Genomic DNA, 18,315 nt, shown 5'->3' on the forward strand with positions numbered 1-18,315 from the left:
CGCTCCATGGCGCGACGAGCGGACAAGACCCAGGCCAACCGGCAGCGGATGCGGGAGGCGGCCCAGGTGCTGTTCACCGCCCGCGGGTACGCCGCGACGTCGATGCAGGCGATCGCCGACGAGGCAGGGATGTCGGTGCAGTCGCTGTACTTCACGTTCGGCACCAAGCGGGCGCTGCTGAGCGAGCTCCTGGACGTCGCGGTCGCGGGTGACGACGAGCCGGTGCCGACGCTCGAGCGCCCCCGGGTGCGGGCTGCGCTCGACGACCCGGACCCGGAGGCCCAGTTGCGCGAGCAGGCCCGGCTGGCCCGCGAGATCTACGAGCGGGTCGCGCCGGTGCTTCAGGTCGTCGCGCACGCCGCGACCGCCGACCCCGAGATCCACGAGCTGTGGGAGACGAACAACGCCCAGCGAGCCGTGGTCATGGAGCGGTTCGTCACCGCGCTGGCCGCCAAGACTCCGCTGCGGGAGGACATTGCGACGGCGATCGACGTGACGCTCGCGTTGCTCAGCCCTGAGCTGTACCACTTCCTGACGGCACGCCGCGGCTGGGAGCCGGCCCGGTGGGAGGCGTGGACCGCGGACGCGCTGGTGACACAGCTGCTGCCGGCCAGCTAGGTTGAAACCCGATACGTCACACGTGATCTGCCACTGGATCCCTGGATGCACGGGCTGGGCTCGCTTGCTGGGATGACACGCATTTGACGGCCGACGTGAGCGGTGCCGGTCCCGGCGCTGCTCCGGCCTGCTCTGCGTGGAAGAGGATCTCGTGCTCGAGGCGTTGCGTACTGCCCGTGAATCAGTGGCCGATGCTGTCCGGATCACTCCTGGATGGCTGGCGTTGTACTCGGCTCTTCAGTTGCAGCTGGCGATCCTGCCCGGCGCACAGGTCGTGCTGATCCGCGACCTGGTCGAGGCAGACGACCCGTGGCGGCCCTTGCTCGGACTGACCGTGGTGGTCGGGTCGATGTACCCGCTGACGCAGGTCTCCAACGGCGCCGGGCAGCGGATGATGCTGAGGCTGCGGTTGGCACTGCGGGTCGAGCTGGCACGAGCGGCGTCCCGGCTGGGTCCGAGCCGGCTGGCCGAGCCCGAGGTGGTGCGTGACCTGGAAGCGAGCCAGGCGGCGACCCACCCGATGAGCGACGTCGCCGGGAAGCCGATCCAGGTGCTCGGCGCGGCGGCCACGTCGGTCGTGCTGTGCGTGGCCATCTCCTCGATCAACCTGCTGTCCGGGCTGCTCGTGCTCGCGGCGCTGTTCCCGACGGTCTTCGCGTTCACGCTGATCTCGCGGATGGAGGAGAAGGGCTGGCCGCAGGTGGGCGCGCACGAGCGCAAGGCGGCGTACGCGACCGAGCAGCTCATCCAGCAGCGCCCGGGGACCGAGCTGGCTGTGCTCGGCTCCGGCTGGAAGGTGGCCGAGCTGGTCGCCGACGGCCGCGCGAAGGCGACCGGGGTCCTGGATCGGATGATCCGTACGGCGATGTTGCTGGAGCTGGCCGCGGCGCTGGCGACGGTCCTGCTGTTCGGCGGAGCGCTGATGGCGCTGGTGGTCGGCGGTGCGAGTGGGGGAGCGGCGGCCGCGGCGGTGGCCGGAACGATCACCGGGCTGAACGCGATCCGCCAATGCGGGTACGCGTTCGGCAGCATCATCACCGCGGCGCCACAGGCCGCGATCTACCGGAGGTTCGTGCGGAGCGTCCCGGACCGGCGTCGTCGCGCGGTGGTTCGTACGGTCGATTCCGTTGCCTTGGACAACGTGACGTTCGGCTATCCGGGCGCGGCCGGGCCGACGCTGCGCGACGTGTGCATCGAAGCCCGGCGGGGCGAACTGGTCGCACTCGTCGGCGTGAACGGAGCCGGCAAGTCGACGGCCGTCAACCTGCTCGTCGGTGCGCTGCGTCCCGACCGCGGGCGGGTGCTGATCGACGGGGCGGATGCCGGGGCGCTGTCGGAGGACGAGCGGCTGGCGCACTTCGGCCTGCTGGTGCAGGAGTTCGGGCGCTTCGAGTTCACCCTCCGGGACGCCGTGGGCCTCGGCGCACCGCACACCGTCACCGATCAGGACGTCCGGGCGGCGCTGTCCGGCACCTTCGCCGCGGAGTCGCCGCTGGACACGCAACTCGGGCAGCAGTGGGGTGGCACCGGGATCTCCGGCGGCCAGTGGCAGCGGCTCGCCCTGGCCCGGATCCGCCTGCGCGCCGCCGGCGTCTGGATCCTCGACGAGCCCACCTCCGCGATCGACGCCGAGGCAGAACGCGAGATCTTCGCCGACCTACGCCGCACCAGCGCAGGCCGCATCACGATCGTCGTGTCCCACCGGGCCTGGACACTCCGCGAGATGGACCGCATCTACGTCATCGACGCCGGCACCGTCGTCCAGCAGGGCACCTACGAATCCCTCATGAACCAGCCAGCCGGCCGCTTCGCCCACCTCTTCGCAGCTCAAGGAGAAACCGCAAGTACTCGCTGAACGGCTCGAACCCCAACCTCCGGTACAACGGCAATCCCAGCTCGGACGACTGCAGGACCACCACTCGCGCGCCGTGCTCGAAACCGGCCCGCACCGCCGCCCGGGTCACGATCTCGCCGAAGCCGCGCCGCCGGGCGTCCGACCGGGTTGCGACCCAGTACACCCCGGCCTCCTGCCCGGAGACCACGATCATCGCGCAGGCCACCGGACGGGCATCGACCAGCAGGACGAAGGCCGCGACCTCGGGCGCGAGCAGCGCCCCAGGTGACGCGAAGTGCGCCACCGCACCGACGGGGCGCCCGCTGTCGCGGAACAGTTGCTCATGCACGGCGGCAAAGCAAGCTACCCCGGCCGCGTCGGTGACGCGGTGCAGTTCGGCACCGCCCGGGACGACCGGCGGGCCAGGTGGTTCCTCGATCGCCATTCCCACGGTGCTCGACTGAAGCCGCAAACCTGCGGCCGAGGCCGCGCGTGCGAGATCCCCGTCGCGACGAGTCGACGCCCAGAGGATCAGGTCGCGTTCCCACCGAGCCGAGAAGGCGGACAGCTCTTCCAGTACGTCGTTCGAGCCCGCATCGAGCCGGAACGCGGCATTGTGGAACGCGCCGGCGAACGGCACCGCAGCGGCCACCAACAGCGCCGAACGGCTCTCGGACAGTACGGCGTTCTCGGCGTGGATCGCGAAGTGCCGAAGGGCGGCCGCGATGTTGCGGTCGCAGGCGGTGTGGAAATTGTCGTGGTCCACGGGGCTCGACTCTAGTCAACTTGGGGCGGTGACCGGATTTCGGGGATTCGTGTCCGTGGCCTGGCGGGCGGGGCGTGGGCTGGTCGTGGTGGTGGTCGTGACGGTCGTATTGTCGGCGGCAGCGCCGATCGGGACCGTGGTGGCGATCGGGCAGATTGTCGCGGGGGTTGCCGACGGGGACGGTTCGCGGGCGATGGTGTGGGCCGCCGTCGGTGCCGGGGGTCTGTTGCTGCAGTGGATCGCGGGGACCTTGCAGCGGGCGTCGGCGGCGGCGCTCGGAGAGCAGGTCGACGCGGTGCTGCAGCACGATCTGATGCGGGCGGTGTCCGCGCCCGGCGCCGTACGGCAGCTGGAGGATCCGGCGACGGCCGCGCTGGTGGAGGTCGGCCGCGACACGCTGCGGGCCGATTGGGCCCGCCCGGGCCGGCTCGCGAGCACGATCGGCGGGCTGGCCACCGGCCGGATCGTGTTGCTTGCTTCGGGCATCGTTCTCGGCGGGTTCCGGTGGTGGCTCGGCGCCGGTCTGCTGGTGGCCGGCGTGTGGGCGGCGTACGAGGACCGGGTCGCGTCCCGCGCCGAGGCCGGGCACCACTACGGGGCGTCCGAGTCGGCGCGCCGGATGCGGTACTTCAACGACCTGGGCACCACACCGGCCGCCGCGAAGGAGATCCGTGTGTTCGGGTTGCCGGACTTCGTCGTGACCCGGCACGGCGAGACCTGGACCGCGACGATGCGGCGCGTGCTGACCCCGGCGGGCCGGCGTCCGTTGATCGCGACCGCGATGCTCGGCGTCGTCGTCCTGGGCGGCATCGTGCTCGTGGTCCGGGAGGCCGTGGCCGGGCATGTGCCGGCGGGAGCGACAGTGACGTACGTCCAGACGTTCCTGGTCGCGCTCGGCGGCATCCAGCAGTCGTCGTGGTCCGGCCTGCAGACCGAGCTCGCGCTGGCGACCCTCGGACGGTACGACGCGGCGCTGCGTGCGGCCGCGTCCCCGACAGGCGAGGCCGGAACGCGACCCGCGACCGGGATGCCCGCACGCGAGATCGCCTTCCGTGGCGTGTCTTTCAGCTATCCGGGCACGAGCCGGCCGGTGCTGCGCGACTTCGATCTGGTGATCCCGGCCGGGCGGTCGCTCGCGGTCGTCGGCCCGAACGGCGCGGGCAAGACCAGCCTCGTCAAGCTGCTCTGCGGCCTGTACGAGCCGACGCGCGGAACGATCGCGATCGACGGCACCAACTTGCCGGAGCTCGACGTCGCCGACTGGCGGCGCAGGCTGGCGGTGGTTTTCCAGCATCCGCTGCGGCTCCCGATGTCGGCGTACGCCAACGTCCGGTTCGGCCGCGCCGACGGCTCGCCGGACGCGGCCGTCGAGCGGGCAGGTGCGACGAGCGTCGTCGACGCGTTGCCGAACGGCTGGGAGACAGTGCTCTCGGCCGAGTTCGGCGGCGGGGTCGAGCTGTCCGGCGGCGAGTGGCAGCGGCTGGGCCTCGCGCGAGCGCTGTACGCCGTGGAGCAAGGCGCATCCGTGCTGGTGCTGGACGAGCCGGCCGCACATCTGGACGCCCGGTCGGAGGCGGAGCTGTACCGGCGGTTCCTCGACCTGACGGCCGGGTTGACGACGATCGTGATCTCGCACCGGTTCTCCACCGTGCGGCAGGCGTCGTCGATCGTCGTCCTCGACGAGGGCCGGATCGTCGAGCAGGGATCGCACGACGAGTTGCTCGAGCTCGACGGGACGTACGCACACCTGTTCCGGCTGCAAGCGTCACGTTTCGAGGACCTGGCATGAGGTCGTGGATCGGCACCGCCCGCCTGCTGATCGGCCTCGGCTGGGAGATCGGGCCTGGGCTGTTCACGCTCTACACCGTGGTGACGATGTCGAGCTTCGTCAGCCCGTTGCTGGCCGCGCTCGGTGTCCGGCCGTTGGTCGACGGTGTGGTCACGGGCGATTCCCAGCAGGTGATCGCCGGTGGTGTCGCGGTGGCCGTCGCGCTGGCCTTCGTGCTGACGGCCCCGATCGGGTACCGGTGGGCAACGATCCGGATGCGCGAGCGGTCCAGCTTCGTCGCCGAGCGACGGGTGCTCCGGCTGGCCACGAGCGCGCCGCAGATCGAGCACTTCGAGCGGCCCGAGTTCCTGGACCGCCTGCAGTCGCTGCGGCGAGAGGCGTCGGAGCTCGCGGACAGCGTCACGATGCCGTTCATCGGTCTGTTCGTCGTCACCCAGTTGGTGATCAGCACGGTCCTGCTGGCGCAGCTGAAGCCGGTGCTGGCCCTGCTGCCCCTGATCGCGATTCCTTCGCTGTGGTTGAGCCGCCGGGCCGAAAGCATCCGTAGACGGTCGGAGCTGGCGGCGGCTCCGCACCGACGGCTCGCGCAGCAACTCTTCATGGTCTCGGTCGCACCGTCTTCGGCGCAGGAGATTCACGTTGCGTCGCTGAGCGAGGAGCTGCTGCGTCATCACCATGAGGCGGCCGGCGCGGCCAACCGGATCGCCCGGGCGGCGCTGTTCCGGTCGGTCGCGGTCGGGGCCGCCGGCTGGGCGGTGTTCCCGCTCGCGTACGCGGTCGCGCTGGCGATCATCCTGCGCGAGGCGATGGCCGGACGGGTCACTCCCGGCGATGTGGCCCTGGCGCTCGCCCTCGCCGGTGCCGTCGTGAGCGCAGCGAACCGTGTGCTCGACCTGGCAGGCACCGTACTGCGCGTGCGCACAACCGCCGAGCACTACTTCTGGCTCAGCGCGCAGGCACGGCAGGAACCAGGCACGGCGCCCGTCCCCGACCGCCTGGCGAACGGGATCGAGCTGCGCCAAGTGACGTTCGGCTACGGCTCCGACGACCGCCCGGCCGTTCAGGGTTTGGACCTGTTCCTGCCCGCGGGCCGGACGGTCGCGATCGTCGGCGAGAACGGCGCGGGCAAGTCGACGCTCGTCAAGCTCCTCACCGGGATGTATCGGCCCGCCACGGGGGAGGTCCTCGTCGACGGCGTCGATCTCGCCGCGTTCGACCTCGAGCAGTACCGGCAGCGGGTGAGCGCCGGCTTCCAGGACTTCGTCCGCTATCAGCTCACGGCCGGTGAGGCGGTTGCGGTCGGCGGGTTGTCCGAGTCGCCGGAGCAAGTCCGGTCCGCGCTCGTCAAGGCGGACGCGACCTTCGTCGACGCATTGCCGCACGGTGCCGACACCCCGTTGGGGACTTCGTGGGCCGGCGGCGTCGAACTGTCCGGCGGGCAATGGCAGAAGCTGGCGATCGCCCGCGCGCTCGTGCGGCCCGAGCCGCTGCTGATGATCATGGACGAGCCGAGCGCCTCGCTGGATCCGCAGACCGAGGCAGCGCTGTTCGACCGGCTGGCCGCGGAGGCGCGCGCGGGCCGCGCGGACGGGCGGATCACCGTGCTGATCTCACATCGTTTCTCCACGGTGCGGTCGGCGGATCTGATCGTCGTCCTGGAGCGCGGCCGCGTGGTCGAACGCGGCACGCACGAGGAACTGCTGGCGTCCGGCGGTACGTATGCCGGGTTGTACCGTCTGCAAGCGGCTGGTTACCGCTGACCGTCGCTGAGCACGGCTGACACTGCGCAACTGTGCGCAGTGATGAGTTTCGCACAAATCTGATCTGTCATCAGATGACTCTGGCGGGCTGATCTGATTAAGTGGGGGCTCGCTCCGGAAGCGACCGCTGGTCATCTGAGGTCTTGGCAAAGTAACGCCTACGTTACGCGCCGCCGCTTTGCGCCTGACAACGTTGACATGCGCAGTTTCGACCAGCCACCATGGCGCTTGTTCCGCCCGCCTAAACGGCCCTCCCGCCGAGGAAGTTGGTTCGACCGTGCGACGTCTGAGTGGGGTAGTGGGGGTGGCACTCGGCTTGGCGCTGGTGCTCGCCTCGTGTGGTGACGGGAAGAGCAGCGGCTCCGGCGGCAGCTCCGGCAGCAAGACCGAGGTGATCGCGATCGCCGCCGACCCGCCGGAGTACATCAACCCGTTGAACGACAACGGCACCGCGGGGATCGGCGTCTCGATGGCGATCTTCGCGCCGCTGGTGACCACGGACCCGGAGACGGGCAAGCTGCAGAACGTGATGGCCGACTCGGTCACGCCGGACAAGACCAGCCAGACCTGGACGATCAAGCTGAAGCCCGGCAACACCTTCCAGAACGGCCAGCCGCTGACCGCGAAGGACTACGTGGACAGCTGGAACATGACCGCGATGGGCTCGAACGCCTGGAAGAACAACGGGTTCTTCTCCAAGGTCGACGGGTACGACGCGCTGAACCCGCCGACGCCCGACGGCGCGACGCCGAAGCCGACCGCGGTGAAGACGATGAGCGGCCTGAAGCAGATCGACGACCTGACGTTCTCGGTCAAGCTCAAGGTGCCGTTCTCGCAGTTCGGCCTGACGCTGCAGTACCTCGGCCTCGCGCCGCTGCCCGAAGAGGTCCGCAAGAACCCGGACGCGTACAAGCGCAAGCCGATCGGCAACGGCCCGTACAAACTGGCCGCGGACTGGAACCCCGGTGACGACCTCAAGCTGGCCAAGTGGGACGGCTACAAGGGCGCCCTGGTCCCGCAGGCCGACGAGATCACCTACCGGTTCATCCCGAACGCGGACACCGCGTACAACGAGTTCCTGGCCGGCAACCTCGACTTCGTGGACGTGCCGTCGACCAAGGTGAAGAGTTTCAAGACCGACGCTCCGGACCAGTGGGTGACCAGCGTCAGCTCCGGCGCGAACTACCTGGTGATCCCGGCCTGGGACGCGCGGTTCAAGAACCCGAAGATCCGGCACGCGATCTCGGAGGCGATCGACCGCAAGGCGTTCGCCGACCTGGTCGGGCTGTCCGAGCCGGCCACGGGCCTGGTCGCCCCGGACATGGCGGGCTACCGCGCGAACGCCTGCAAGTACTGCGCTTTCGACGCCGGCAAGGCCAAGCAGCTGCTGCAGGAGGCGGGCGGATTCACCGGCCCGCTGAACATCAACTACAGCACCACGTCGGCGACCGGCCAGATCTTCGCCGAGGCGATCGGCAACATGCTCCGGCAGAACCTCGGCATCGAGGTGAAGTACACCGGCAAGCAGAGCTCGGAGATCACCGAGCTGGCCAACAACCACAAGCTGGACGGCCTGCGGTTCAGCGGCTGGGGCCACGACTACCCGTCGATCGAGGACTACCTGACGCCGATGTTCAAGTCCAACGGTGACGCGAACTTCGCCATGTACTCGAACCCGGCGCTGGACGCCGTGCTGGCCAAGGGCGACGCCGAGCCGGACCCGGACAAGGCGATCAAGCTGTACCAGCAGGCCGAGGACATCGCGCTCGAGGACATGCCGCTGATCCCGCTGTACACCAAGTCGAACGCGTACCTGCACTCGGCCAAGATCGAGCCGCGCGTCTCGAAGTACGTCGGCGTCTCGGCGCTTTGGGCAACGTTCAAGTGATCCGGTTCGTCCTGCGACGTGCGCTGGCGGCCGTGCCGATCGGTGTGCTGGTGACGCTGGGGGTCTTCGCGCTCGTCTTCGCGATGCCCGGGGACCCCCTGCGGGAACTGGCCGGCGACAAGCCGATCCCGGCCGCGGTGCTCGCCGCCAAGCGGGCGCAGTACCACCTGGACGATCCGTTCATCGTCCAGTACCTGCTGAGCATGAAGGACATCCTCACCGGCCACTTCGGTACGACGTTCGCGGGTGCGGACATCGCGGCGCAGCTCCGGCTGCGGATCCCGGTGACGCTGAAGCTGACGCTGCTGGCGAACGCCGTCCAGTGGACGCTGGGGCTGTTCTTCGGGATCTACGCCGGTTTCAAGCGGAACGGCTGGATCGACCGGTCGTTGCTGCTGACGACACTCGTGCTGCTCGCGGTGCCCGGGCTGGTGGCGTACTTCGCTGCGCAGTACCTGTTCGGCGTCGAGCTGAAGTGGTTCCCGGTGTCGGGCGTGCTCGAAGGGTTCCCGCGCTCGTACCTGCTGCCCGCGCTGGTGATCGGCGTGCTCGGCTTCGCCGGGCTGGCCCGGTTGCTGCGCACCTCGATCGTGGAGACGGTGAACGCGGACTTCGTGAAGACCGCGCGGGCCAAGGGCCTCGGCGAGCAGCGGGTGCTGTGGCGGCACATCCTGCCGAACGCGCTGCTGCCGGTGGTCACGTTCATCGGGCTCGACCTGGCCGGCATGTTCGGCGGCGCGATCATCACCGAATCCATCTTCAACCTGCCCGGGCTCGGCCAGTTCATGTTCCAGGCGATCAAGCTGAAGGAGGGCGGTGTCGTGGTGCTGCTGTCCACACTCGCGTTCATCTCGTTCATCCTGATCAACCTGCTGGTCGACCTCCTGTACGGCGTCCTGGATCCGAGGGTGCGCAATGTCTGACGTGCAAGCAGTGGTCGGCGCCGAAGCCCAGGAGCTCGGCGACGGTCGTACCCTGTCCAACCGCGAGTTGCTGCGGGCGCTGCTGCGCAAGCCGCCGTTCGTCCTGTGCAGCCTGCTGCTGGTGGTGTTCTTCGCGATGGCGGCGGTGCCGAAGCTGTTCACCTCCGTCGATCCCCGGTTCTGTGAGCTCGGGAAGAGTCGCCAGGGCAGCGGGCCAGGGCACCCGTTCGGGTTCGACATCCAGGGCTGCGACTACTTCGCGAACGTCGTGTACGGCGCCCGGCCGTCGGTGCTGGTCAGCATCTGCGCGAGTTTCGGCGTGTTCCTGCTGGCCGGCTCGCTCGGCCTGCTGGCCGGGTACTTCCCGGGCTTCGTGGACGGGCTGATCTCGCGCACCGCCGACGTGCTGTTCTCGATCCCCGGCATCGTGGTGCTGATCGTGATCCTGAACTCGGTCGCGGACCGCAGCATCTGGATCATCGTCGGCGTCATCCTGCTGATCGGCTGGCCGGGCGGGATGCGGCTGATGCGGGCCACGGTGTTCTCGGTCCGCAACCGCGAGTACGTGCTCGCGGCCCGCTCGATCGGGGTGCCGCCGGTCCGGATCCTGCGCAAGCACGTGTTCCCGAACGCGATGGCGCCGCTGCTGGCGATGACCACGCTCGGCATCGGCGGCATGGTCGGGCTGGAGGCCGCGCTGACGTTCCTCGGGGTCGGGCTGCAACCGCCGTCGATCTCGTGGGGCTCGCAGTTCGGCGTCGCGGCGTCGTACCGCGACACCCCGCACCTGTTCATCTGGCCGGCGTTGTTCATCTCCACGATGACGATCTCGTTCATGATCATCGGCGACTCGATCCGGGACGCCCTCGACCCGAAGTTGATGCGATGAGTACTGGTGAGGTACTGCTCAAGGTCGACAATCTGTCGGTGGAGTTCGACACGCCGCGCGGTCCGGTCCGGGCCGTGGACGGGGTGTCCTGGCAGGTGCGTGCGGGGGAGACGCTGGCGATCCTCGGCGAGTCCGGGTCCGGCAAGAGCGTCTCGACCCAGGCGCTGACCGGGATCCTGGAGATGCCGCCCGGCCGGATCGTGTCCGGGACCGCGGAGTACCGCGGCGTGGACCTGATCTCGATGACCACGGCCGAACGGCGCCGGATCGTCGGCGACCGGATCACGATGGTGTTCCAGGACTCGCTGTCGGCGCTGAACCCGGTGCAGTCGGTCGGGACCCAGATCGCCGAGTGCTACCGGGTGCACCGCGGGATGTCGAAGCGGGACGCGCTCAAGCACGCCGCCGAGATGCTCGACCGGGTGCGGATCCCGGCCGCCGCGAAGCGGGTGCGGGACTATCCGCACGAGTTCTCCGGCGGGATGCGGCAGCGGGTGATGCTGGCGATGGCGCTCGCGCTCGATCCCGACGTCCTGATCGCCGACGAGCCGACCACCGCGCTCGACGTCACCGTGCAGGCGCAGATCCTCGAGCTGATCGCGGAGCTGCAGGCCGAGCGGGACATGGGCGTGGTGCTGATCACCCACGACCTCGGCGTGGTCTCGGACGTCGCCGACAACGTCGTGGTGATGTACGCCGGCCACGTGGTCGAGCGGGCCGCGACCGCGGAGGCGCTCGACCACCCGGTACACCCGTACACCGAAGGGCTGCTGGGCTCGATGCCGTCGGCCGACCTGAAGGGCCGTGAGCTGCCGACGATCCCGGGCACGCCGCCGTCGCTGCGGGCGATGCCGTCCGGGTGCGCGTTCCGGACCCGGTGCCCGATCGCGGTCGACGACTGCGCCGCCGAGGTGCCGCCGTTGCTGACCGTGGCGCCGGGGCGCGATGCCGCGTGCCTGCGGCGGACGACGATCGCCGCCAAGGAGGCTGTGTGAACGAGTTGCTGGTGGCAACGAACGTCGTGAAGCACTACGACATCAGTCCGGCGCTGAACTTCGGCGCCAAGACCGTGGTCCGGGCCGTCGACGGCGTGGATCTGACGCTGCGCAAGGGCGAGTCGCTCGGCATCGTCGGCGAGTCGGGCTGCGGGAAGTCGACCCTCGTCCGGCTGCTGGCCGCCCTGGAGAAGCCGACGGAGGGCCGGATCGAGTACGGCGGTGTCGACGTGAGCAAGCTGCGTGGCGGGGAGCTGCGACGCTGGCGCCGCAACGTCCAGGTGGTGTTCCAGGACCCGTACTCGAGCCTGAACCCGCGGATGCGGGTCGGCGAGATCGTCGCCGAGCCGTTCGAGGTGCACCCGGATGTCGGCAAGGGCGTCGACCTCCGGGTCCGGGTCCGCGAGCTGCTCGAGCTGGTCGGGCTGCGGCCGGAGGACGCGACCAAGTTCCCGCACCAGTTCTCCGGCGGTCAGCGGCAGCGGATCGGGATCGCGCGGGCCATCGCGCTGAACCCCGACGTCCTGCTGTGCGACGAGCCGGTGTCGGCGCTGGACCTGTCCGTGCAGGCGCAGGTGGTGAACCTGTTGATGCGGCTGCAGCGGGAGCTCGGCCTGAGCATCATCTTCGTCGCCCACGACCTGTCGGTGGTCCGGCACGTCTCGGATCGGGTCGCGGTCATGTACCTCGGCAAGGTCGCGGAGCTGGGCGGTCACCAGCAGGTGTACGACGTGCCCGCGCACCCGTACACGCAGGCGCTGCTGTCGGCCGAGCCCGGTCTGGCGCGGCAGGGCCGCCAGCGGATCGTGCTCGCCGGTGACCCGCCGTCACCGGTCATGCCGCCGTCCGGCTGCCGGTTCCACACCCGCTGCCTGCGGGCCGAGGCCAAGTGCAGCACCGACGTACCAGAGCTCCGGGAGATCAGGTCGGGCCAGACCGTGTCCTGTCACTTCGCGGAGGATGCGCAGACCGCCTACTCACACGCGTGAGCGATAGCTGTGGAGTGATGGCCTAGGGTGGCGGCCGTGAGTACGGTTTCCTCGGCAGGCAGACGGTTCGTGGTGCTTGCCGGGGTGATCGTGGTCGCCGGCGGGCTGGCCGCGTGGTGGATTCTCACCGCGGGCCGGGCCGCCAACGAAGGGTTCGACATCACCGACGAGGGCTACTACCTGCTCTCGTACCGGTGGTGGGACAGTAACCCGCTGGCGCTGACCGGCGTGCAGTACGTGTACGGCCCGGTGTTCGAGTGGTTCGGGTACGACATCGTCAAGCTGCGCTTCTTCCGGCTGTTCACCGTGGTCGCCGTCCACCTCGTCTTCGGTTACAGCTTCATGCGCTGGCTGCGCGGCCGACGGCCCGATGCGCCGCCCACCCGACTGTGGGAGGCCGCGGGGACGGCGGTGGTGCTCGCCGCGGGCGGGATGTGTTACAGCTGGATCCCGCAGTCGCCCGGGTACAACGATGTCGTGCTGCTCGGCGCACTGGCGCTGGTGTCGTGCGTGCTGTGGATGGCGACGGCGGTCGATCGCGGGACGCCGGTGCCGTTCTGGATCTTCGTCGTCGCCGGACTGGTGATCGGCGTGATGGTGCTGGCCAAGTGGACGTCGGTCGTGGTGATCGGGCTGATCGTGATCACCGCGGTGGTCGTGCTGGCCGCGCAGGGCGGGAGATCCGTTGCCCGCGGCATCCTTTTCGCGCTCGGCGGGCTGGGGCTGGCGGCGCTGGTCGTCCAGCTCTTCGTGGTCCGCCTGGACGTCGCGGTGCCGGGGATCCTCGACGTCAACAAGTTCATCGCCGGTACGTCGTACACGCCGCCCGAGCTGTTGCACCTGTACTGGTCGAGCACGATCACCCTGATCGGCCGGACACTCGTCGCGCACGGCCTGCTGCTGATCGCAATCGCGGTCGCCACGATCGCCCGCTGGCGTTGGCTCCGGATCGCCGCGGCGGTCCTCGCCCTGGTCGCCTTGATTTTCTCCGTACGACGCGTCGCCGTCGCCGACGGCGCATTGGGCGGCTCCCAGCACATCCCGATGTACGCCGAGACGCTGCTGGCCGCCGTACTGGTCGCGGTCGTCGCGGCTGTGGGCGCCGTGATCGCGGGCCGGGCCGGCGTCACGCCGCGCTCCCTGCTGAGCCGCGAGAACACCCGGACCTGGGTCATCTTCGCGCTGCTCGTCCTGCTGCCGCTGGTGCAGGCCTTCGGGACGAACACGCCGCTGTACACGATCGGCTTCAACGCGTTCGCCGCCTGGGCCGCGGTGATGATCGCGGTCCTCACCGGCATCTGGGCCACGCCGATCGTGGCGCGGCTGACCCTCGGGCTCGTCCTCGTCGGCGCGCTCGTCGCGACCTCGACGATCGCGTACACGGGCCTGTTCCGTTACCCGTACCGCTCGGTCGGCCACTCGCAGCTGACCGCGGCCTCGACGATCCCCGCGCTCGACGGCGTCCACCTGTCACCGGCGGCGGAGGAGAACTTCGGTCGTCTGGCCGCGGAGCTCAAGCCGTACACCGATCCGCCCGGGCGGCCGGTGCTCGCCTTCGACAAGATGGCCGGTCTGGTCCTGATCCTCGGCGGCCGCCCGCTCGGTGAAGCCTGGATCGCGCCGAAGGAACGCGCCCGGACCGCCGCCGGCATCGAGCAGGTCTGCCGCGAGGACCGTCCGTCCAGGGCGCCGCTCGTCGTCCTGAACCGGGCGATCTCGGACGTCGAGATCGGCGCCCTGCGCGCCTGTGGGCTGGACTTCCGCGCCGAGTACGAGCAACTGGCGCCCGCGCACGACACGATCGGCCTGCAGGTGTGGATTCCGAAGGTCGAGCGGGGCGGCCGCTCCGCCGGATGACATCCTGTTCCCGACGATCGGACAGGATCTCGGACAGGAAGGGTGCGCATGATCAAGGTCGGTGTCCTGGGGGCCAAGGGCAGGATGGGCGCTCAGACGTGCCTCGCGGTCGAGGAGGCCGCCGATTGTGAGCTGGTCGCGCAGCTCGACCAGGGCGACACGCTCGACGCGCTGACCGCGGCCGGCGCCGAGGTGGTGGTCGACTTCACCCGTCCCGAGGTCGTGATGGACAACCTGGCCTGGTGCATCGAGCACGGCGTCCACGCCGTCGTCGGCACCACCGGTTTCGACGACGAGCGGCTCGCCGTCCTGCGTGAGCTGCTCGCGAAGGCGCCCGGGACCGGTGTGCTGATCGCACCGAACTTCTCGATCGGCGCCGTGCTGATGATGCAGTTCGCCGCGAAGGCCGCGCCGTACTACGAGTCCGTCGAGATCGTCGAGCTGCACCACCCGGACAAGGTCGACGCCCCGTCCGGCACGGCGCGCCGGACGGCGGAGCTGATCGCCGACGCGCGCCGCGAGGCCGGCTCCGCCCCGATCCCGGACGCGACCACGACGGCGCTCGACGGCGCCCGCGGCGCGGACGTCGCCGGGATCCGGGTGCACGGCGTCCGGCTGCGCGGCCTGATCGCGCACCAGGAGGTGCTGTTCGGCGACGAGGGCGAGACGCTGACGATCCGGCACGACTCGATGGCCCGTGTCTCGTTCATGGCCGGCGTGCTCCTCGGCGTCCGGCGGATCGGCGGCGCGCCGGGTCTCACCGTCGGCCTCGAGCACTTCCTGGACCTCACCTGACATGAGAGCCAAGCAGACCGCGTTCGTGCTCGCGGTCGTGTTCGTCGCGTACGCCGTTCTGATCGGCTGGCGCGGCGTGCTGCTGATCGAGGTCGGTACGCCGGTCCCGGTCGTGCTCGGCGTCGCGGTGCTGGTCATCCCGTTCGTCGGCGCCTACCTGGTGTGGCGCGAGATCCAGTTCGGCCGGCGGACCGAGGTGCTGGCGCGCGAGTTGGAGGCGGCCGGTGGCCTGCCGGTCGACGACCTGCCCCGCAGGCCGTCCGGCCGGGTCGACCGGGCCGCCGCGGACGAGGCCTTCGGGCGGTACAAAGCCGAGGCGGAAGCGGCCCCGGACGACTGGCGCGTGTGGTTCCGGCTGTCCACGGCGTACGACGCCGCGGGGGACCGGAAGCGGGCGCGCGAGGCGATGCGGACGGCGATCGCGCACCACGACCGGACCTCGTGAGTTACCCGGGAGTTCGCTGTGAACGTCCCGAGATGACTGACAACCGGGTGCGGAACGGGATATTTTCAGGAAGGTACGTGGCAGCCGCCACGTAAAGGGTCGGAGACTGGGTGGAGCCGTCCTGTGCCATCAGACGGGTCTCGCCGTGGCTCGGACGACGTGCAGGGGGCAGGGTTCGGTGGCCTGCTGCGACGGCATCGGCGGGAGGCCGGGCTGTCGCAGGAGAAGCTGGCGGAGCTCGCCGGTCTGAGCGTCGACGCGATCGCGGCATTGGAGCGGGGGAGGCGACGTGCGCCGCGGGCGCACACGCTGCGCCTGCTCGCGGACGCGCTGCGGCTCGGTGATGCGGACGTCGCGGCGCTGACCGCGGCCGCGCGCCAGGAGGCCGACACCGCACGGCTGCCGCTGCGGCAACCGCCGGCGCCGATCAGCGAACTGATCGGGCGGACGACCGAGCTGAGCGCGACGACACGCCTGCTGGGCCAGCGAATCACGCGTTTGCTCACCTTGACCGGGCCCGGCGGGATCGGCAAGACGCGGCTCACGCTGGCGCTCGCCGGCCGCGTGGCCGACAACTTCCCGGACGGCGTCTGCTGGGTGCCGCTCGCCTCGGTGACCGACTCCGCGGCCGTGGCGCCGACGACGGCGACCTCGATCGGGATGCACCTGCTGGAGAGCACCCGGCTGGTCGAGGAGATCGCCGAGCAGATCGGCCGGAGCACGATGCTGCTCGTGTTCGACAACTGCTCGCACCAGGTCGCGACGGTCGGCCGGATCTGCGCAGCCCTGCTCGAGTACTGCCCGAACCTGTCGATCCTCGCGTCCAGCCGCGAACTGCTCCGGCTGCCGGGCGAGAGCGTGTACGTCGTACCGGCGTTGTCGCTGCCGCACGACCCGGACCAGTTGGCGTCCTCGGAGGCCGTGCGGCTGTTCGTCGAGCGCGCGACGGCGCGTGGCTACGACCCGACCGGCCAGCTCGACCAGGTCGCGCGCGTCGTCCGCCGCCTCGGGGGCATGCCGCTGGCGATCGAGCTGGCCGCGGCGCGGATGAACGTGATGACGATCGAGGAACTGGCGACCGAGCTCGAGACCTCCTTCAGCATCCTGGCCGGCGGCCCGCCGACCGCTTCACCGCGCCAGCAGTCGATGTACGGCGCGATCGAGTGGAGTCACGCGCTGCTCACCCGGACCGAGCGGGACGCGTTCGCCCAGTTGTCGGTGTTCGCGGGCGGCTGGACGCTCGGCGCGGCCGCCGCGGTCATGCCCGGCGGCGCCACCCGGGCCGAGGCCCTCGACCTCATCGGCAGGCTGGCGGACAAGTCGCTGATCCGGGTGGTCCGGCGCGGCGGCGTCGCGCGGTACTACATGCTCGGGGTGATCCGGGAGTTCGCGGCCGATCAGCTGCGGGCGTCCGGTGAGACGGAGGAGGCTGCCGCGCGGCACGCCCGGTACTACGTGGAGCTGGCCGAGGAGTCCGAGAGCCATCTGCGTGGACCGGACCAGGGCGAGTGGCTCGAGCGGCTGGAAGGCGAGCTCCCGAACCTGCGCGCCGCGATGGCCTGGGCGCTGCGAACCGGCGCGGCCACCGAGGCGCTGCGTCTGGCCGGTGGCCTGTGGCTGTTCTGCTACCTGCGCGGCCATTACGCCGAGGGCAGTCAGTGGCTCGAGCGCGCCCTGCAACTCGGCGACTCGGTGCCGCCCGAACAGATCGCGGACCTGTCGGCGGTGTGCGCGAAGGCGAACCTGGGCGCCGGGACGCTGGCGTTCCTCCAGTGCGAGTACGACGCCGCGACCGCGCGACTACAGACTGCCCTGCGGCAGTACAAGGAGCTCGACGACCCGGCCGGTACGGCCTTGGTGCTGCAGCGCCTCGGCGGGGTCGCGCGCGAACGCGGGGACTACGAGGCGGCCGAGGATCTGCACTGCGAGAGCTACGACCTGTACGAGAGTCTCGGGGACCGCGGCGGCATGGCCTGGGCGCACAACCACCTCGGGTTCGTGGCCTGGCTGCGTGGCGACCTCGAGGTCGGGGAACGCCGGTGCCGGCGGGCCCGCGACAGCTTCCGGGTCGTCGGCGACGGCGAAGGGCTCGCCTGGTCGCTGATCAGCCTCGGCGCGATCGCGCAGTACGGCGGTGAGCTCGTCGAGGCGGAGGACCTGCTGCAGGAGAGCCTCGCGCTGTCGCAACGGCTCGGCTACCGCGAGGGTGTCGCCTGGTCGATGAACCTGCTCGGCGTCATCGAGCGCCGGCGCGGCCTGACCGAACGCGCCGTGCACCTGCTCGACGAGAGTCTCGCCGAACATCGTGACCTCGGCGACCGGTGGCGCTCGGCCAGCGTCCTCGAGGAGCTCGCCGCCGTTGCCCAGCAACGCGAACGCAGCGAGTACGCCGCCTTCCTGCTCGGCGCCGCCGACGGGGTGCGCGACGTCATCGGCGCGCCGGTGCCGGTGATCGAGAGGGCCGATCGTGAGGCGACGCGAGCCGCCGTCGAAGCATCCCTCGAGCGTCGGGCCTTCCGGGCCGCCTGGTCGGCCGGCCGCGCGGCGCCGTTGGCCGCGGTCGCGGACGGGTACCCGCCGCCCGGGGCTCCATCGGCCGCCCGGACCCGGGATCCGCTCTGACACCGGCCGGACGTGGGGGTGCCTCGCGAGACACCACGACCTGGGGGATCGACGGTGCCCCGCGAGGGATCTGGTGGCACGGATCGCGGATGCGTGACCCGGCCGGCTGTGTCTCTGTCTGACCCCCCAGGCAGTCCCCCCACCT

At 70.4% G+C, this 18,315-nt stretch carries 14 protein-coding genes; 13 read left to right on the forward strand and 1 reads right to left on the reverse strand.

The window, feature by feature from the left end:
• Positions 1 to 6 precede the first annotated feature (6 nt).
• On the forward strand, positions 7 to 618 hold the full coding sequence (locus ABZX12_RS05275; protein WP_355690019.1) for a helix-turn-helix domain-containing protein: 612 nt from the start codon (positions 7 to 9) through the stop codon (positions 616 to 618).
• Positions 619 to 754: 136 nt separating this feature from the next.
• Complete coding sequence (locus ABZX12_RS05280; RefSeq protein WP_355690021.1) at positions 755 to 2,473, forward strand: ABC transporter ATP-binding protein; 1,719 nt, start codon at positions 755 to 757, stop codon at positions 2,471 to 2,473.
• On the opposite strand, the gene ABZX12_RS05285 is transcribed toward ABZX12_RS05280, so the two are convergent.
• Positions 2,403 to 3,218: a GNAT family N-acetyltransferase gene (locus ABZX12_RS05285; protein WP_355690023.1), complete on the reverse strand. Its 816-nt coding sequence runs from the start codon at positions 3,216 to 3,218 to the stop codon at positions 2,403 to 2,405. The two genes, ABZX12_RS05280 and ABZX12_RS05285, sit on opposite strands and share 71 nt — an antisense overlap.
• 28 nt (positions 3,219 to 3,246) lie before the next feature.
• On the opposite strand from ABZX12_RS05285, the gene ABZX12_RS05290 reads away from it, so the two are divergent.
• From ABZX12_RS05290 to ABZX12_RS05340, 11 genes are all read left to right on the forward strand, one after another.
• The gene (locus ABZX12_RS05290) at positions 3,247 to 5,007 is read left to right on the forward strand and encodes an ABC transporter ATP-binding protein (RefSeq protein WP_355690025.1); all 1,761 of its coding nucleotides are present in this window, start codon (positions 3,247 to 3,249) and stop codon (positions 5,005 to 5,007) included.
• Positions 5,004 to 6,767, forward strand: coding sequence for an ABC transporter ATP-binding protein (locus ABZX12_RS05295; protein WP_355690027.1), 1,764 nt, complete (start codon positions 5,004 to 5,006; stop codon positions 6,765 to 6,767). The genes ABZX12_RS05290 and ABZX12_RS05295 overlap by 4 nt, the downstream gene beginning before the upstream one ends.
• Positions 6,768 to 7,071: 304 nt before the next feature.
• On the forward strand, positions 7,072 to 8,655 hold the full coding sequence (locus tag ABZX12_RS05300; RefSeq protein ID WP_355690029.1) for an ABC transporter substrate-binding protein: 1,584 nt from the start codon (positions 7,072 to 7,074) through the stop codon (positions 8,653 to 8,655).
• The gene (locus tag ABZX12_RS05305) at positions 8,652 to 9,578 is read left to right on the forward strand and encodes an ABC transporter permease (RefSeq protein ID WP_355690030.1); all 927 of its coding nucleotides are present in this window, start codon (positions 8,652 to 8,654) and stop codon (positions 9,576 to 9,578) included. Before ABZX12_RS05300 ends, ABZX12_RS05305 begins: the two co-directional genes overlap by 4 nt.
• Positions 9,571 to 10,467, forward strand: coding sequence for an ABC transporter permease (locus tag ABZX12_RS05310; protein ID WP_355690032.1), 897 nt, complete (start codon positions 9,571 to 9,573; stop codon positions 10,465 to 10,467). Before ABZX12_RS05305 ends, ABZX12_RS05310 begins: the two co-directional genes overlap by 8 nt.
• A complete protein-coding gene (locus tag ABZX12_RS05315; RefSeq protein WP_355690034.1) occupies positions 10,464 to 11,462 on the forward strand; it encodes an ABC transporter ATP-binding protein in 999 nt (332 codons plus the stop codon). The genes ABZX12_RS05310 and ABZX12_RS05315 overlap by 4 nt, the downstream gene beginning before the upstream one ends.
• Positions 11,459 to 12,451 carry a dipeptide ABC transporter ATP-binding protein gene (locus tag ABZX12_RS05320; protein ID WP_355690036.1) on the forward strand — a complete coding sequence of 331 codons (993 nt, stop codon included), beginning with the start codon at positions 11,459 to 11,461 and terminating at the stop codon, positions 12,449 to 12,451. The genes ABZX12_RS05315 and ABZX12_RS05320 overlap by 4 nt, the downstream gene beginning before the upstream one ends.
• A 36-nt stretch (positions 12,452 to 12,487) precedes the next feature.
• On the forward strand, positions 12,488 to 14,308 hold the full coding sequence (locus ABZX12_RS05325) for a hypothetical protein (protein ID WP_355690038.1): 1,821 nt from the start codon (positions 12,488 to 12,490) through the stop codon (positions 14,306 to 14,308).
• A gap of 48 nt (positions 14,309 to 14,356) precedes the next feature.
• Positions 14,357 to 15,103, forward strand: a complete 747-nt coding sequence (gene dapB / locus ABZX12_RS05330; protein ID WP_355690040.1) for a 4-hydroxy-tetrahydrodipicolinate reductase — start codon at positions 14,357 to 14,359, stop codon at positions 15,101 to 15,103.
• 1 nt (position 15,104) lies between these two features.
• On the forward strand, positions 15,105 to 15,548 hold the full coding sequence (locus ABZX12_RS05335) for a hypothetical protein (protein WP_355690041.1): 444 nt from the start codon (positions 15,105 to 15,107) through the stop codon (positions 15,546 to 15,548).
• Positions 15,549 to 15,671: 123 nt separating this feature from the next.
• Entirely contained in the window at positions 15,672 to 18,170 is a 2,499-nt protein-coding gene (locus ABZX12_RS05340; RefSeq protein ID WP_355690042.1) for a tetratricopeptide repeat protein, read from the forward strand.
• The last annotated feature ends 145 nt before the right edge of the window (positions 18,171 to 18,315 follow it).

It is taken from the genome of Kribbella sp. NPDC003505, assembly GCF_040610875.1.
Lineage (GTDB): Bacteria > Actinomycetota > Actinomycetes > Propionibacteriales > Kribbellaceae > Kribbella.

Bases quoted from the DNA above. Each gene is read 5' to 3' on its own strand.
- dapB (WP_355690040.1), top strand. From the start codon at position 14,357: ATGATCAAGGTCGGTGTCCTGGGGGCCAAGGGCAGGATGGGCGCTCAG.
- ABZX12_RS05295 (WP_355690027.1), top strand. From the start codon at position 5,004: ATGAGGTCGTGGATCGGCACCGCCCGCCTGCTGATCGGCCTCGGCTGG.
- ABZX12_RS05315 (WP_355690034.1), top strand. From the start codon at position 10,464: ATGAGTACTGGTGAGGTACTGCTCAAGGTCGACAATCTGTCGGTGGAG.
- ABZX12_RS05335 (WP_355690041.1), top strand. From the start codon at position 15,105: ATGAGAGCCAAGCAGACCGCGTTCGTGCTCGCGGTCGTGTTCGTCGCG.
- ABZX12_RS05275 (WP_355690019.1), top strand. From the start codon at position 7: ATGGCGCGACGAGCGGACAAGACCCAGGCCAACCGGCAGCGGATGCGG.
- ABZX12_RS05310 (WP_355690032.1), top strand. From the start codon at position 9,571: ATGTCTGACGTGCAAGCAGTGGTCGGCGCCGAAGCCCAGGAGCTCGGC.